General features: G+C 60.3%; 13 protein-coding genes and 2 pseudogenes. 7 read left to right on the top strand and 8 right to left on the bottom strand.

What is annotated here, in order from left to right:
- Window positions 1–190: 190 nt before the first annotated feature.
- Together E6C48_RS22110 and E6C48_RS22115 are read left to right on the top strand one after the other, a co-directional pair.
- Entirely contained in the window at window positions 191–577 is a 387-nt protein-coding gene (locus E6C48_RS22110) for a DUF2384 domain-containing protein (protein WP_136360360.1), read from the top strand.
- Window positions 574–1,098: an RES family NAD+ phosphorylase gene (locus E6C48_RS22115; protein ID WP_136360361.1), complete on the top strand. Its 525-nt coding sequence runs from the start codon at window positions 574–576 to the stop codon at window positions 1,096–1,098. Before E6C48_RS22110 ends, E6C48_RS22115 begins: the two co-directional genes overlap by 4 nt.
- Before the next feature lie 43 nt (window positions 1,099–1,141).
- On the opposite strand, the gene scpB is transcribed toward E6C48_RS22115, so the two are convergent.
- From scpB to E6C48_RS22150, 7 genes and pseudogenes are all read right to left on the bottom strand, one after another.
- Window positions 1,142–1,876 (bottom strand): SMC-Scp complex subunit ScpB, encoded by a 735-nt coding sequence (gene scpB, locus E6C48_RS22120; RefSeq protein WP_168734624.1) that lies wholly within the window; start codon window positions 1,874–1,876, stop codon window positions 1,142–1,144.
- 5 nt (window positions 1,877–1,881) lie between these two features.
- Complete coding sequence (locus tag E6C48_RS22125) at window positions 1,882–2,892, bottom strand: DUF1403 family protein (protein WP_136360371.1); 1,011 nt, start codon at window positions 2,890–2,892, stop codon at window positions 1,882–1,884.
- A gap of 376 nt (window positions 2,893–3,268) precedes the next feature.
- Window positions 3,269–3,848 (bottom strand): annotated as a pseudogene (locus tag E6C48_RS22130) (type II toxin-antitoxin system VapC family toxin).
- Entirely contained in the window at window positions 3,838–4,134 is a 297-nt protein-coding gene (locus E6C48_RS22135) for a hypothetical protein (RefSeq protein WP_136360362.1), read from the bottom strand. Before E6C48_RS22135 ends, E6C48_RS22130 begins: the two are co-directional and overlap by 11 nt.
- Before the next feature lie 88 nt (window positions 4,135–4,222).
- The gene (locus E6C48_RS22140) at window positions 4,223–5,215 is read right to left on the bottom strand and encodes a 3'-5' exonuclease (protein WP_136360363.1); all 993 of its coding nucleotides are present in this window, start codon (window positions 5,213–5,215) and stop codon (window positions 4,223–4,225) included.
- 55 nt (window positions 5,216–5,270) lie between these two features.
- The gene (locus E6C48_RS22145) at window positions 5,271–5,594 is read right to left on the bottom strand and encodes a helix-turn-helix domain-containing protein (RefSeq protein ID WP_136360364.1); all 324 of its coding nucleotides are present in this window, start codon (window positions 5,592–5,594) and stop codon (window positions 5,271–5,273) included.
- Window positions 5,581–5,943: a type II toxin-antitoxin system RelE/ParE family toxin gene (locus E6C48_RS22150; protein WP_136360365.1), complete on the bottom strand. Its 363-nt coding sequence runs from the start codon at window positions 5,941–5,943 to the stop codon at window positions 5,581–5,583. The genes E6C48_RS22145 and E6C48_RS22150 overlap by 14 nt, the downstream gene beginning before the upstream one ends.
- 155 nt (window positions 5,944–6,098) lie before the next feature.
- On the opposite strand from E6C48_RS22150, the gene E6C48_RS22155 reads away from it, so the two are divergent.
- From E6C48_RS22155 to E6C48_RS22175, 5 genes and pseudogenes are all read left to right on the top strand, one after another.
- A complete protein-coding gene (locus tag E6C48_RS22155; protein WP_136360366.1) occupies window positions 6,099–7,241 on the top strand; it encodes a site-specific integrase in 1,143 nt (380 codons plus the stop codon).
- A gap of 314 nt (window positions 7,242–7,555) precedes the next feature.
- Window positions 7,556–8,758 carry a plasmid partitioning protein RepA gene (repA, locus tag E6C48_RS22160; RefSeq protein WP_136360367.1) on the top strand — a complete coding sequence of 401 codons (1,203 nt, stop codon included), beginning with the start codon at window positions 7,556–7,558 and terminating at the stop codon, window positions 8,756–8,758.
- Window positions 8,758–9,780: a plasmid partitioning protein RepB gene (repB, locus tag E6C48_RS22165; RefSeq protein ID WP_269142584.1), complete on the top strand. Its 1,023-nt coding sequence runs from the start codon at window positions 8,758–8,760 to the stop codon at window positions 9,778–9,780. Before repA ends, repB begins: the two co-directional genes overlap by 1 nt.
- A 157-nt stretch (window positions 9,781–9,937) precedes the next feature.
- Window positions 9,938–11,143, top strand: a complete 1,206-nt coding sequence (gene repC / locus E6C48_RS22170) for a plasmid replication protein RepC (RefSeq protein WP_136360369.1) — start codon at window positions 9,938–9,940, stop codon at window positions 11,141–11,143.
- 188 nt (window positions 11,144–11,331) lie between these two features.
- Window positions 11,332–12,208: pseudogene (locus E6C48_RS22175) on the top strand (ParB/RepB/Spo0J family partition protein).
- Window positions 12,209–12,288: 80 nt separating this feature from the next.
- Here E6C48_RS22175 and E6C48_RS22180 read toward each other — a convergent pair.
- On the bottom strand, window positions 12,289–13,530 hold the full coding sequence (locus E6C48_RS22180; RefSeq protein ID WP_330998656.1) for a DUF1173 domain-containing protein: 1,242 nt from the start codon (window positions 13,528–13,530) through the stop codon (window positions 12,289–12,291).
- Window positions 13,531–13,954 lie beyond the last annotated feature (424 nt).

Genomic DNA, 13,954 nt, shown 5'->3' on the forward strand with positions numbered 1-13,954 from the left:
CTCAGTAACGCCATGTCTATCACTCCAAAGTCCCCTGCAATCAACCAGCAGGGGTGGGTTCAAACATGGGTCACTTCTCAATGGAAAAACCGCCCAATCCCGGGTCAGTTCTCGGCGGAAATCAACATTGTTCGCTTGCTATGCGTGAAAATGTGCATATATTGTGCACTGGAGAGGTCGGAGATTTGTCATGACCCACGCACAGCTTGAACGTTCCACAGCGATTTCAGGCTTTGTCGATAGTCTGCAGGAACCGCGCACACCCTATATCTCGCCGAAGCGCCTGTCACAGGCGCTTGGGGTGAAGGTGGCCAACCTGGCGCAGCTGATCGGGGTTCATCGCAATACGTTGCGTAATCCCTCGTCGGAGCGACTGCAAGGGCGGATGCGCGAGATGGTCAAGGTGATCTCGGCAGCGACGGAACTCACTGGCGACGTCGACAAGGCAATCTACTGGTATCGCAACGAACCGATCGCTGACTACGGTCATCGCACGGCGGCCGAGCTCGTCGCCGACGGGCAAGTCGAAGCGGCCCTAGCCTTCATCCGAGATCTTGAGAACGGGGCGCGCGGGTGAAGATCACCCGCGTCGGCCCTGACGAAATCTTCCATCGCTATCTGACACCGAAATGGGCTTTCCTACCGACCAGCGGAGCGGGAGCCGCCATCGACGGCGGTCGTTTCAACCGGCCCGCCGTTGAGGCGCTTTATTTGTCCCGCTCGGCCCAGACGGCGCTCGAGGAATACAGGCAGGGCGCCAGCATCACCCCGCCGGCCACCCTCGCCGCTTACAAGATCGCGCTCGCCGAGGTGGCCGATCTTTCTCAAGGGTTCGACCCCGCCATCTGGGACGATGCCTGGCGTGAATGGGATTGCGCCTGGCGCCGGATCGCCCGCATCGATGAGAAGATCCCGCCGTCGTGGAAGCTGGCGGACATGGTCATAACGGCGGGGTTGCGCGGGATCCTGTTCCCGTCGCTGCGCCATGCCGGCGGCACCAACCTGGTGATCTTTCCGGCCAACCTTGTTGATGGTGACAGCATCGACGTCCACGATCCCGATCGCCGGCTGCCGGAGGACCAGTCATCGTGGCCATAAACTGACCGGCTATTACCGAAAGCCCAAAGCACCGACTGCCTCCTCAAGACAAGGAATCCTCGACAACATCGGACTCTGGCTCTTCTTCGCCATCGCTCTCCCCGCTCGCCAGCCCGCTGGGAATATCCCCGGCCAGCAGCTTTTCCTTCGACAGCAGACCGGCATCTTCCAGCGCCTCGAAGTCCGGCAGATCCCGCAACGTATCCAGCCCAAACTCGAGCAGGAACTCTCTTGTCGTGACATAGGTATAGGGCGCGCCGGGAGTCGGGCTGCGCGGGCCGGAGGCGATCAGCTTCGCGCCGCGCAGAGCACCGATCAGGTCGCGCGAAACTTCTTTGCCAAAAAAGCTCGACAGTTCGCTACGTGTAATCGGCTGGAAGTAAGCGATGCACATCAGCACCAGTATCTCCGACTGCGTCAGGTCGACCGCACGCTCGCTTGCGCCGACCGCGGCGCGGATGGCGTCAGCATAGGCCGGTCGGGTCAGGTGCTTCCAGCCGCCCGCCACAGTGACCAGATCATAGGGCCGCCCGCGAAGTTCCTCACGGATGTCGTCGATCAAAAGGTCGATGCTGCAGCTTTTTCCCACAATCCGCGCCAGCACCTCACGGCCGACAGGCTCTTGTGCCGCAAAGATCGTCGCCTCGACGCGGTGCATCCATTCGCGCCAGCGCGCCTCTGGCGGCAGGTGATCCAGCTCCCGATCAAACAGACCGTCGTCTGATCGGCCTTCGCCTCCCCGCCCTTCCTTCCGTCGCTTGGGCGCACTCGCCGCCATCGTTTTCAAAGTCCATAAATGCGGAAGGTTGGTCGGCCGGACAACTCGCGCACGGCGCCGAGCTCGACCAGACGGTCGAACAGGCGGCGCAGACCACGGTCACTCATGCCGGCGACCTTGTCCGAAGCGACGATGGCGTCGTTGGACAACAGCCTTTCGACGACAAGATCGGATGCCCGGGCACGCAACTTCGGTGCAACCGCGAGCAACCGCTCTGATCGGCGCCCAAGCTCGACCGCCAGATCAATCGCGCGCAACGCGGCACGTGTCTGTGCGGCCATCAGACTTTTCGACTGGGCGCCTCCATCCTCACTGCTTGCCGCGACGACGGTTGCGGATCGACGCGCGCGATCAAAACCCGCCGCATTGACCTCCGCACCGAGCAGCGGCACCGCGTGGGTCCAGCCCAGGTGCTGTGCCAAAAGAGCGTCAGCCAGCCAGGCGCCGAAGGCCTGGCCAAATCCGTATCGCCCGGCGACGATGAAGGCGCCCGTCAGCATTGCGACCATGCCTTCTGTCGAAAGCCGGCGAAGTTCGCCCGCCAGATCGCCGAGCACCTCATCGTCGAGCGTGTAGCCAAACTCCTCCAGCACCGCGCCGAGGTTTTTTCTCGCCAGCAAATCCTCCGTCGACCGTGTGGCCAAGCGGCGCCAGGCCAAAAGCATGCGGCCGGCGGGTCCTACATCGTCACCCGCCTTCGTCAACAGCACGGCATCGCGCAGCGCCGCCTCGTCCTCGACGCGGCCGGCCTGCTTTGCCGTCACTGCGGCGGCGGCAAGCGCCAGTCGCTGCCGCCAGGCACCTCCCCACCGCTCCTGCCGGCGGACGATAGCGTCAAGCGTGGCAAAGGCCGCACCCGCAACAAGGGCGATGTCCTCAACGTCTTTTGCCGCAACGTCTTGAGCATCCGGGACGGCGCGGCGCAGCCATGTCGGGACGACAGCCGCCGGCCCGGCGCCCAGCGCTCCAGCAAACGGGACGGGGTGGCGGGAAAGCGATTTAGGCCGCAGAATCATCGATAGCAAGATGAATCGGCGCGGCGCTTTCCGCAAGCAAAAACGCACTAAACCGCCGCGCTTGTCGAAAATATATAATGACCGATAATGTTGCATTATCGGTCGTTTTTGAAAAGGCGCGGAAACCCGTCCTCTGGAGCGCTTTTGGAGAGGATTTTTGAGATTCTCGTCGTCGACGGGTATGTTGCGCCGCTTGTGCATCGTGGCGCGGCTCTTGTGGCGCAGACCACGCCTGCATTCCGATCGAATGCTGGGATCGTAGCCTGTTTTCGGCGCTTCCGCAACGTCCGGATCCGAGCCTGGACATTCGGTCGGCCACTTCGCGTTCGAGCCCGCACCCATTGCGTGGGTTTCGCCCCCATCGGTCACCGGAGCTTCAGCGCGTCGCTGCCCGGTAGAAGATCACGCGGCTCGTCGGAACAAGCTGGCCGAGAATATCGAAATCCCGGACGTTTCCAGTCAGCACGGCGGCGCCGAGAACACCGGCCTGGTGGAAGATCAGTGCGTCATTCAGGAACCGGCGCTCATGCCCCTCCCCTTTCGGCAGGCCGCTCAGGCGAAACAGCAGCCCGGCCACGATTCCTGCCTGACCCCAAACGCTCGCCTCGGGACTATGGAGGCGATGGGCGGGAATGTCCTCGATCGTCTCCCCGCCCGCTTCCAACACCGACTTTGTCGTCGGGTGGGCCGGATCGAGCCGGCCGAACACATGCGTCAGTTCGGCAAGGCAAACGGCCGAATGATAGCAGATGCGATAGGTGAGGAGATCGTCGACCGCTTGCGGCGTACGGCCCTGCAGCACATCGAGATAGACGCTGGTGTCGAGGAGCAGTGCGCCGCCGACCGGCGCCCTCGTCTGCGGCCCACGCGAGTTCGGCATCGGGCCGTCGTTCCAGTTGCGTCGAGTGCTTTTGCGGCTTGAGCGAGCATAACGCGCTCCGCAGATCAAATGCCAAGATCGAGATCCGCCGGGATGCTCCCCTTGCGGCCGAGGAGACGCGTCCCGAAATCGTCTTCCAGGGCCAGCCGCGACAAAGCGAGTTCCAGCAGTTCGGTGTCGGAGGTGACGTGCGCGCGCCTTTTGGCTGCCTCGATCAATTCCGAGGGTACACGACCGGACAGGCGCGTGTTCTTGGCCGCGCCCAGAAGGCCGACCGCCCTTGCCTGTTCAAGCACCAGGCGGTTGCGGGTGTGGGCAATCCGTTCGTCCGTTTCGGTTGCCGCGGCGGGATGAGCAGGCATTCATATTCCCCATGCGTTGGACGGAATAGAGAAAATGTTGAACAAAATGCAAGGCGTCAGCATGGTGCGCTTGCGGGACGTCAACGCATCATGCCCTGAACCGATCGTGCGCCGTTAGCCGCACGGCCGGTGGCTCCGCCTCGCTCCAGCGATAGATCTCGGCGCGCAGATAGCGGAGTTCGTCACCGTAGAGGTCTTCATCAATCTCGATCCACCATGCCTTCGGCCGGCCGTCGCTACCGTCAGACCAGCGATAGCCCCGCGCCTTCAGGTGATCCTTCATGTCGAACGGTGCGTTTTCGGCAAAAATGCGGATTCTGCAACGGGCACTTGATTGCAGCAATTCGGCAAAGGGCAGAGCACCGCCCTCCCCTGCCGGTCGCGCCAACACTTCAAGAAGCGCGTGGCAATCGTCGGTAGCCCGATGCCCTTCGTGGAACAGGCCGGACTGCCCAACCAGATAGCCGAGTTTATTGCCCTCAAAGCCCAGATCGGCCCAGCGAATTTCCGTCACCGAGCAGGCCCACGCTTTTGGAACGAAGACCGGCGACAGTTTCTCGCAAAACGGTCGATCGAAGCCGGCGTTGTGGGCGATGATAAGGTCGGCGGGCTCGATCAGCGCATCGAGGGCGGCCATATCGATCGCCTTGCCGGCGACCATCGTATCGGTGATACCGGTCAGGCGGGTAATTTCTGGGGGAATGGGTGATGAGGGCTGGCGGAGGCCACTGTAGACGCCGACCACGTCCCCGATCCTGCCGCCATCCTCGTACGTGAAGGCGACGGCGCCGATTTCGATGACCTCGTCCCTTGCGTGGTAGAGGCCTGTCGTCTCGGTATCGACCAGAACTGCCAGGTGGGGATAGTGACTTTCGTTCCGAGCTACGATGGGACGCGGTACCAGTTTGCGCAGGACCCGGTAGTTACCTTCGGCTTCCAGTCGCCGGGCCGCCTCCTCCGCGTTCCAGCTCGCAGAAACCGGACCGCATGCGGCAGGCCGGTTCTTTGGCGTCGGGCGCGGAACTTCCCGATAGCCGGGCGCCGCGTCGAACAGGTCAAACTGGGCGGCTGCCGTCTTCATGCTGTCAGCCTCCTCCAATCCGTCGTCCGGCTCGCTTGGTCATTATTGCAAGGCGCTAGCTGAGCACGCGTAAACCGTGCTTTTCGACCACCGATAGCAGCTTCAGCGCCAGCCCGCTCGGCCGTTTGGCGCCGGTCTCCCACTTCTGCACCGTCGATTCCGACGTGTTCAGATAGCGCGCGAACACCGGCTGGCTGACATGGTTCTTCTCGCGCAGTGCCTTGATCGCATTCGGGTCGAATGCCGCAGGTACCGCCAGACAGCCCTCGTCGAAGCCGCGCATCGTCGTCTTGTCGATTGCCCCGACCTTGTAGAGCGCGCCGGCCGAGCTGTGGATCGCCTCGAAGGCGTCGGACTTGTATTTTCTAGCCTTGTTCATGGCATATCTCCAAAAAATCCCCGTCTGCGAGCAACGCGGCGAGCTGCCGGTCCGTTAATCCGGAATAGGCTTTGGCCAGTGTGCGGAACGCGACGAGTTCATTGTCGTCGATGTTGGCCCTGTCCTGCTTGGCGAACAGATATTCATAGACCCAGAACGCGCCGGACCTGGCCAGGATGATCGAGCGGTGCCGGTTGTCGTTCAGACGTTTCTTGAACACGCCGCCGCCGAGATCGTCCGCCTGTCCCCGCGCCACCTGCGCGATTGCCTTGCACAGGACGGCGTCACTGATGCGTGCCTTGCGCGCCGCCTTGGCAAACCAGGCCGTCTTGAATGCTCGTTCCTTCATGCTGTCATGTAGCACCAAGTGCTATAGATATCAACATCAGCGCAGGCAGCTACCCTGCTTTCCGGTAACGATTCACATTCTGGGCGCATTGTCATACATTGGACGGCGGAAAATGCCTTCCGAGAGGATCTTCAGATGACAGTCCCGTCCCGGTAATGATGAATCAGCCTAAAATCCCATCTGACGCCGACGCCGGCGACCTGCCTGACGTTGTCGATGTCGTCATGGCGATGGGCGGCGCTACGATGGAGAAACCACAAGAGGGCCAGAATAAGACCCCCTCCCCTCGCCTTCCGACCACTTCGGATTCCCGCCTCCCGGCACATCTCGAACAGCTCGCGGGCCGCGCCCGCGATTATGTCGAGGCGGCGAGCTCGGCCAATACACGGCGCGCCTATGCCTCCGACTGGAAACACTTTTCCAGCTGGTGTCGGCGCCAGGGCTTTGCCACGTTGCCGCCCGACCCGCAGACTGTCGGTCTTTACATCACTGCACTCGCATCCGGCACGGCGGCGGGGGAGAAAAAGTCCGTGTCGACGATCGAGCGCCGACTGTCGTCGCTGACGTGGAATTATGCCCAGCGCGGCCAGCCACTCGATCGCAAGGACCGCCATATTGCCACCGTCATGGCCGGTATCCGCAACAAGCACGCCTCCCCTCCCCGGCAGAAGGAAGCGGTGCTGCCCGAAGAGCTGATCGCCATGCTGGAAACGCTCGACCGTGGAACCTTACGAGGCTTACGCGATCGCGCCATGCTTCTGCTTGGCTTTGCCGGCGGCCTGCGTCGTTCCGAGATCGTCGGGCTGGACCTCGGCCGCGACCAGACGCAGGACGGGCGCGGTTGGGTCGAGATCCTCGACAAGGGCCTATTGGTGACCCTGCGCGGCAAGACTGGCTGGCGCGAGGTCGAGGTTGGACGCGGCTCGGCCGACGCCACCTGCCCGATCGTGGCCCTGGAGACTTGGCTCAAGTTCGCCCGCATCGGCCATGGCCCGCTGTTTCGTCGCGTTACAGGGCAAGGCAAGGCTGTCGGCGCCGATCGTCTCAACGATCGGGAGATTGCTCGACTGGTGAAGCGCACCGCGCTCGCCGCCGGCGTACGCGGCGACCTGCCCGAGGGCGAGCGAGGCAGGATGTTTGCCGGCCACTCGCTTCGCGCTGGCTTGGCCTCCTCGGCCGAAGTCGACGAACGCTATGTGCAGAAGCAACTCGGCCACGCCTCGGCCGAGATGACCCGCAAATACCAGCGTCGCCGCGATCGGTTTCGCGTCAATCTCACAAAGGCGTCAGGATTGTAGAAAGCCCCTTTCCCTTCCGGCCGGACGACAGTGGAACGGCCAACCTTCAAAACTTGGTCTCCAAGCTCATAACGACGAGGCCCGTTTGTCCGGCCGCGGTTCAGTCGTCTACGAGCCGGTCATACCAGTTCGTATGGCCACCGCGCCGCTCGAATTCTAGCCGTTTTGAAGCGAGTTGACTGCGGTCAACTAAGTCCGCTTCATGCCTATTAACTTTCTGTTAAGATTAAATTTGTTGCCGGAAGGAGAGAATCGGTTCTAAATGCGGTTTCTTGAGGCGAGCCCGCTTCAAACCGCATGTGCGAAAGAAACCGATGAATATCCAGCCTCAAATTGCCGAAGCGATAGAGGAAGTTGACCTGCTTGTGTCACAGCAGGCTCGCGAATTATCGGAAATGCTCAACGAGCATCGTCTCGAAATGTTTCCGCCAAATGCGCAGAAAAGTCTCCGTTCGTTTCAGCTTTCGGAGGTTGCGCAATACATCGGTGTCACCAGCGGATATCTGAAGAACCTATCGTTGGAAGGCAAAGGCCCCCAACCCTCAGTTACACCGTCAGGCCGACGATCATATACGGCTGAGCAAATCGTAGAAATGCGTCGTTTCCTCGACAAGCACGGTCGCGGGACAAACTATGTGCCGCACCGAAAAGGCGATGAACATCTCCAAATTCTGGCCGTCGTAAATTTTAAAGGTGGATCGGCGAAGACCACGACGTCCGCTCACCTCGCCCAGCATCTGGCGCTGACCGGGCACCGGGTTCTTGCAATTGATCTCGATCCGCAGGCGTCGCTTTCAGCCCTGCATGGGTTCCAACCTGAGGTCGATCAAAACGAATCTCTCTACGAAGCGCTGCGCTACGATGACGAGCGCAAGCCACTCTCTCAACTCGTTAAGAAGACGAACTTTCCTAATCTTGATATCATCCCGGCTAATTTGGAGCTGCAGGAATACGAATACGACACACCGCTAGCCCTTGCCCGCAAAGATGGCTCCATGGGCCGACTTTTCTTCGGACGGCTTGATGACGCTCTTGCCGACGTTGCCGGGAACTATGATGTGGTCGTGATCGATTGTCCGCCGCAGTTGGGCTACCTGACGATGACGGCGTTGTCATCGTCGACGGGGGTTCTCATCACCGTTCATCCGCAGATGCTCGATGTGATGTCCATGTGTCAGTTTCTGCTGATGATGGGAGAAGTCATGAGCACGCTGAAACATGCCGGGGCAAACATGCGTCTCGACTGGTTGCGTTATCTCGTTACTCGATATGAACCGACTGATGGGCCCCAAAGTCAGATGGTCGCATTCATGCGCGCGATCTTCAAACACCACGTTCTGGTGAATGAGATGCTGAAATCCACGGCAATCTCGGACGCCGGAATCACCAAGCAGACGTTGTATGAGGTCGAGCGCTCGCAGCTCACGCGGTCGACTTATGACCGGGCTATGGAGGCCCTTCACCGCGTGAATGGCGAGATCACCGATCTCATTCACAGAGCTTGGGGTCGCAGGTGATGTCCAGGAAGAACCTCCTGTCTTCTCTCACCGAGCGAAAGTTGACCACAGTCAACTCGATGTCTTCGCAAACCCTCCCGCTGCCTCCTTCGCAAGAAAGACTGCGAAATCGTGGGGCGTTCGGCGCGATCACCCGCTCGATCGACGAATTAGCTGAGAGGGCGCAACAAGCAAACGAAATCGAGGCTCGGCTCCTGGAAGGAGCTTCGATTATCGAACTTGATCCGGATGCGATCGATGCTTCCTTTATCGCCGACCGTATGGACGACGACGAAATCGCCTTCAATGAATTGCTGGAAGCCATTCGAGAACACGGACAAGCCTCGCCAATTCTCGTACGCCCGCATCCCGGCATCAACGGCCGCTATATGATTGTTTTCGGCCACAGGCGTCATCGTGTGGCAAAGACACTCGAACGGAAGGTGAGGGCGGTCGTCCGGGAAATGGAGGACCGCGAGCACGTAATAGCCCAAGGACAGGAAAATTCAGCTCGAACCGACCTTTCCTTCATCGAAAAAGCCGTTTTCGCCAGCAGTCTTGAAAAGCAAGGATACGATCGAGAAGTGATCATGCAGGCACTGTCGGTCGACAAGACAGTTGTCTCTAAGATGCTCTCTGTCCTCAATGACATTCCCGCCGACGTGGTGAATGCGATAGGAGCCGCAAGAAACAGCGGTCGTGATCGCTGGTACAAGCTTGCCATCAAGTTCAGGGAAACTGGTGCCCTCAAATCTGGAGCCGAACTGGTCAGGTCCGATGAATTCAAATCGTTGGATAGCGACAGCCGATTAGAATTGCTGACCAGTCATCTCGACAAGCCGGCTGTCAAACCTCGACCAAAGGCTGCTATTTCGAAATCCTGGGCCCCTCAGGACAACTCGGTTAGCGTTACCTTTAAACCGCGCCCGAAAGGCATTTCGCTCGAGATCACGAAGACCGACGCGAAGCCTTTCGCTGATTGGATTTCTGGCAATCTGGACGGCCTCTATGAGGCCTACAGGAAGTCGAAACAGGAGAAATAAACCGCAAAAGAAAAAGGCCCCCGAACGGCGAACCGCGGAAGCCCTTCTCAGATTTAAGCACTCCGAGAATCACATTTCCGCGAATCACTGTCAAGAGTCATTAGCGTCGATTCGGCGAGCAGGTTTCTTTTGCCCAATGAGAGGGTGAAGGAAGGACATGGAAACGGGCATTGCAACGACGCCTTTCGGGCGGCGGCCGATGTCGCTCGCCTTACTGGCAGCGCAAAACGATTCACATGAAATTCCTGAGGGCAAGGCCGTCGACAAGTGGCAGGCTTATCGGGATCTCTGCGAAGGAAAATCTGTCGTCGGCATCGGCGATCGCGCTCTCGCTGTTCTGGCGGCCTTGCTGTCGTTCTATCCGGACGACGAACTGAGCGAGGAAAACGGCCTGGTCGTATTCCCGTCCAACAGGCAGTTGATCCTGCGCGCCCACGGAATGTCGGAACCAACCCTGCGGCGTCACCTGGCGGCTCTGGTCGCGAACGGCCTGGTCATCCGTCGGGACAGCCCGAACGGCAAACGATACGCCCGTAAGGGCAGGGGAGGGGCCTTCGAGGAGGCCTTTGGTTTCTCGCTGGCACCCATGCTGGCGCGCGCCGGCGAGTTCTCAGAGGCCGCCGAACGGGTCCGTGCCGGCAATCGCGCGCAGAAACTCATGCGAGAACGCATCACGCTGCACCGCAGAGACATTAGCAAGCTGATCGAGGCGGCCGTGGAGGAAGACGTTCCAGGCGACTGGGGCGGTCTCTGGAGGCGTTTTCGGGCCATTGTGGATGCGATCCCGCGCCGTGCGGCCGTTGCCGATCTGGAGCCGATCGTCGGCGATCTGGCTGCGATTCGTGAAGAAGTGGATATCCTTCTGAATTCTCACATGAATGTCGAAGATTCAATCGGCAATGACGATCGAAATGAGCGGCAGTATTCTGATTCAAATACCGAGTCCCTTATTGAATTTGAACCTGCTTTGGAAAAAAGCGGGGCGATGGTCGAGCCCAGACGAGAACCGCAGGAGCCGCCGAAGGGCTATCCATTGGGATTCGTGCTGAAGGCTTGCCCTGAAATCATCGACTATGCGGTCGACGGGATCACCAGTTGGCGAGATCTAATGGCGGTGGCCGCCCAGGTGAGGGGATATCTGGGCGTCTCGCCATCAGCGTACGAAGATGCCTGCCATGTCATGGGGCCGGAAAGCGCGGCGATTGTCGTTGCCTGCATCCTGCAGCGCGCTCAGCACATCAATTCGGCTGGTGGATATCTGAGGGCGCTCACCGAGAAGGCGAGGGCAGGGGAGTTCACCGTCGGGCCTATGCTGATGGCGGCATTCAAATCGAACGGCTCAACGGCAAGGATGGCAGGATGACCAGGTTCGAAGAACTGGTTTGCTCGCGGGATATGACGAAAGCCGCGCTCTCGATCTGCGCGGCTCCGAGCGTCTTCGGCAAGATTATCGGTCATTTGGAAGCGACTGCAGGCACGGCGCTTCACTGTCGAAATGATTGCCCAAACCGCCGCGATGCATCAGCGTGTTCGCGACACTGGAATGAGCTGATGAACGAACAACCTCTTGGAAGACGCCTTGGACGGGGTCTTGCCGCCCTGATCGGTGACGTGAACAGTCCGGCCCCCGAGCCGGCAAGCCAACTCGCGCCGGATCGCACAGTTCCGATCGAACTCGTCTCCCCGAACCCGCAATCCGCGGCGTAGTTTTGTTGAAGCCGATCTAACCGATCTGGCGCAATCGATCCGAGAGCACGGCATTGTTCAGCCTGTCGTTGTTCGCCCATCCCCGGATCAGCCGGGCCGCTACGAGATCGTCGCCGGTGAGCGGCGCTGGCGGGCGGCCCAGAGTGCCGGCTTGGCCGAACTACCCGTCATCGTTAGAGACGTCGATAATCGTACGGCGCTGGAACTGGCGATTATCGAAAACGTCCAGCGCGCTGACCTCAATCCCGTCGAGGAGGCGCGGGGCTACCAGCAGCTCATTTATGAGCATGGCTACAGCCAGGCGGATCTCGGGCAGGTCATCGGCAAAAGCCGCAGCTACGTGGCCAACACCTTGCGGCTGCTGAAGTTACCCGACGTGGTACACGACATGCTGGTCAGCGGGACGCTGTCTGCCGGTCACGCCCGCACTCTGGTCACCGCCGATAACCCGGCAGAGGTTGCGCGCCGCATCGTCGAGGACGGGCTTTCAGTGCGGCAAGCAGAAGCGCTCGCGCAGACGCCTGCGGCAGAAAGACCCTCGATCTCGCGATCCGCTTCTGCGGCGAAAGATACCGACGTGCTCTTGCTGGAAAAGAAGCTTTCGGATGCAATTGGCATGAGAGTGACGATTGCGCTCAAAGGCAACGTCGGAGAGTTGAAGCTCGTTTGCCGGTCACTCGAACCGCTCGAAGAACTATGCAGGCGTCTCGGACACGGATAGTCGCCGGCCGCGCTGGTCGAAGGGGAAAGGACACACTTTACGCAGATCAAACTAGCCGGAGCGGGCGTGACCAGCCATCATTAGGTGTTCATCGGAAGGGGTGGCATCTCGCCCTCAGTGGTGCGCCAGATCCAGGCGCCGATTTCCGGCCGTGACGTAATCAGCTCGCCGAGAGCTTCTTCGTAAGCTCCGTCGGCCGAGGGTGGGACGACATAGAGCGCAACTGGCTGCGATTCATGCTGCAAAATTGCTGCAGCGGTCGGCTTTTCGGCCGACAAATTATAACGTAGTCCCTTCACGCTGCGCTCAGGCAACTTGGCTAGTGCGTCGACCAGCCTCTTCTCGTAAGCGGACTCGTAGGGCACCCAGTTTTCGGCGACGACCATCAGCGCCATGTCCTCCACGACCGGGAGACCGACTGGCGTGAGCCCGAACGTCGCAATCACGATCAGGTGAGAAGCCTCGTCCGCTCCCCAAAGCGCCAACTCGTTCTCGAAGCGGGCCTGGAGACGCCTATAGAGGCCTTCTTCCAACATGAGCGGAAAATCCGGCAGATGTTTTACGATCAGCCGATGGCCGCTGCGCGCCGGCGCAAAATCCTTCACCTCACCAACCAGGATCATCAGTTTGCGCGGGCCGCTCTTCGGAGCAATGGAGGGTGCAAGCGCTGCGGTTCGACGCTGTTCGATCGCGCCCTTATCCACCGCTCGGAACGGTTCTGGTATGAATAGTATTTCGCTGAGCGGTCCGCCCTTCACCGTCATCTGACCGGCAGCTTCAGCCAGATGCCACCGAATATTCCACCAATGCCGCTTGCCCGCCCATCGCGACGTCCACGCTGTCAGTTCGGCCTGCTGCCAGAGGTAATGCAGCAGGCTACGCAACGACAGCTTCTTCGCATCACCGACGATGGTGTCGGTTGCATTGGCCCCCGGGTTCGGCGCCGCCCGTGTACCGATTTTCGACAGGCTGAAGCTCACTTTCAGCGCCGACATTCCGCTCTCCGGGTCCACCTGTATGGCGCTACCCGTCAGCACGCCGAGGCCTGACAGTTCGTCCGGTGGTTCGTAGGATGGGCAGTTGGGATCGTGCCCACCACCTGAGAGCGGCATGCGCTTGACCAAGTACTGATCGCCAATTCGGGCGATGTACATTGGAAGCCCACCTTCCTTGCACAGACAATGCGGCCGGATACGTCTTCGGTAAGCATCCGCTAACGCGCTTTGCAAATACGGCGCCGTGTCCTCGATCACCTTGTCAGCAAGTCTGAACCGTCGCATCGCCTCCATTGCTCCGGACGCCGCCACATCCCCCATCGTCATTGATTCACGCTTTCACCGGCGACGCAACCCTCGGGATATCCCGAATGCGGGCACTATTTCGACGATGCGCGGCCTACGACCGGCCGATGCGGCAGCGCGCCGCGCTTCGCGCGGGCTAGCGCAGGTAAAGGCAGAGGGGTGGTCGGTTAGCGGCGGCGGGTGAGGACCGGGAGAGAGGCTCCCGGCACCCGTCGCGGAGCAAGATCATGACCCATATGGAAATTCAGTCGCCGATACGCGGTGCGTCGAATGGTTATAAGGTCGACGTCAGCAGGGGCCAGAACATTGGCCGGGTGTCTGTTGATTTCCGCTGAGAGCTGACCCGGGATTGAGGGATTTTTCCATTGAGAAGTGACCCATGTTTGAACCCACCCCTGCTGGTTGATTGCAGGGGACTTTGGAGTGATAGACATGGCGTTACTGA

Origin of the sequence: Ollibium composti (assembly GCF_004801285.1) — a bacterium.
Taxonomy (GTDB): Bacteria; Pseudomonadota; Alphaproteobacteria; order Rhizobiales; family Rhizobiaceae; genus Mesorhizobium; species Mesorhizobium composti.

Excerpts from the sequence above, each read along its gene's own strand:
- E6C48_RS22110 (WP_136360360.1), top strand. The coding sequence starts at position 191 with ATGACCCACGCACAGCTTGAACGTTCCACAGCGATTTCAGGCTTTGTC.
- scpB (WP_168734624.1), bottom strand. The coding sequence starts at position 1,876 with ATGGCGGCGAGTGCGCCCAAGCGACGGAAGGAAGGGCGGGGAGGCGAA.
- E6C48_RS22135 (WP_136360362.1), bottom strand. The coding sequence starts at position 4,134 with ATGCCTGCTCATCCCGCCGCGGCAACCGAAACGGACGAACGGATTGCC.
- E6C48_RS22140 (WP_136360363.1), bottom strand. The coding sequence starts at position 5,215 with ATGAAGACGGCAGCCGCCCAGTTTGACCTGTTCGACGCGGCGCCCGGC.
- E6C48_RS22145 (WP_136360364.1), bottom strand. The coding sequence starts at position 5,594 with ATGAACAAGGCTAGAAAATACAAGTCCGACGCCTTCGAGGCGATCCAC.
- E6C48_RS22180 (WP_330998656.1), bottom strand. The coding sequence starts at position 13,530 with ATGACGATGGGGGATGTGGCGGCGTCCGGAGCAATGGAGGCGATGCGA.
- repC (WP_136360369.1), top strand. The coding sequence starts at position 9,938 with ATGGAAACGGGCATTGCAACGACGCCTTTCGGGCGGCGGCCGATGTCG.
- E6C48_RS22150 (WP_136360365.1), bottom strand. The coding sequence starts at position 5,943 with ATGAAGGAACGAGCATTCAAGACGGCCTGGTTTGCCAAGGCGGCGCGC.
- repA (WP_136360367.1), top strand. The coding sequence starts at position 7,556 with ATGAATATCCAGCCTCAAATTGCCGAAGCGATAGAGGAAGTTGACCTG.
- E6C48_RS22125 (WP_136360371.1), bottom strand. The coding sequence starts at position 2,892 with ATGATTCTGCGGCCTAAATCGCTTTCCCGCCACCCCGTCCCGTTTGCT.
- E6C48_RS22155 (WP_136360366.1), top strand. The coding sequence starts at position 6,099 with ATGATGAATCAGCCTAAAATCCCATCTGACGCCGACGCCGGCGACCTG.
- repB (WP_269142584.1), top strand. The coding sequence starts at position 8,758 with ATGTCCAGGAAGAACCTCCTGTCTTCTCTCACCGAGCGAAAGTTGACC.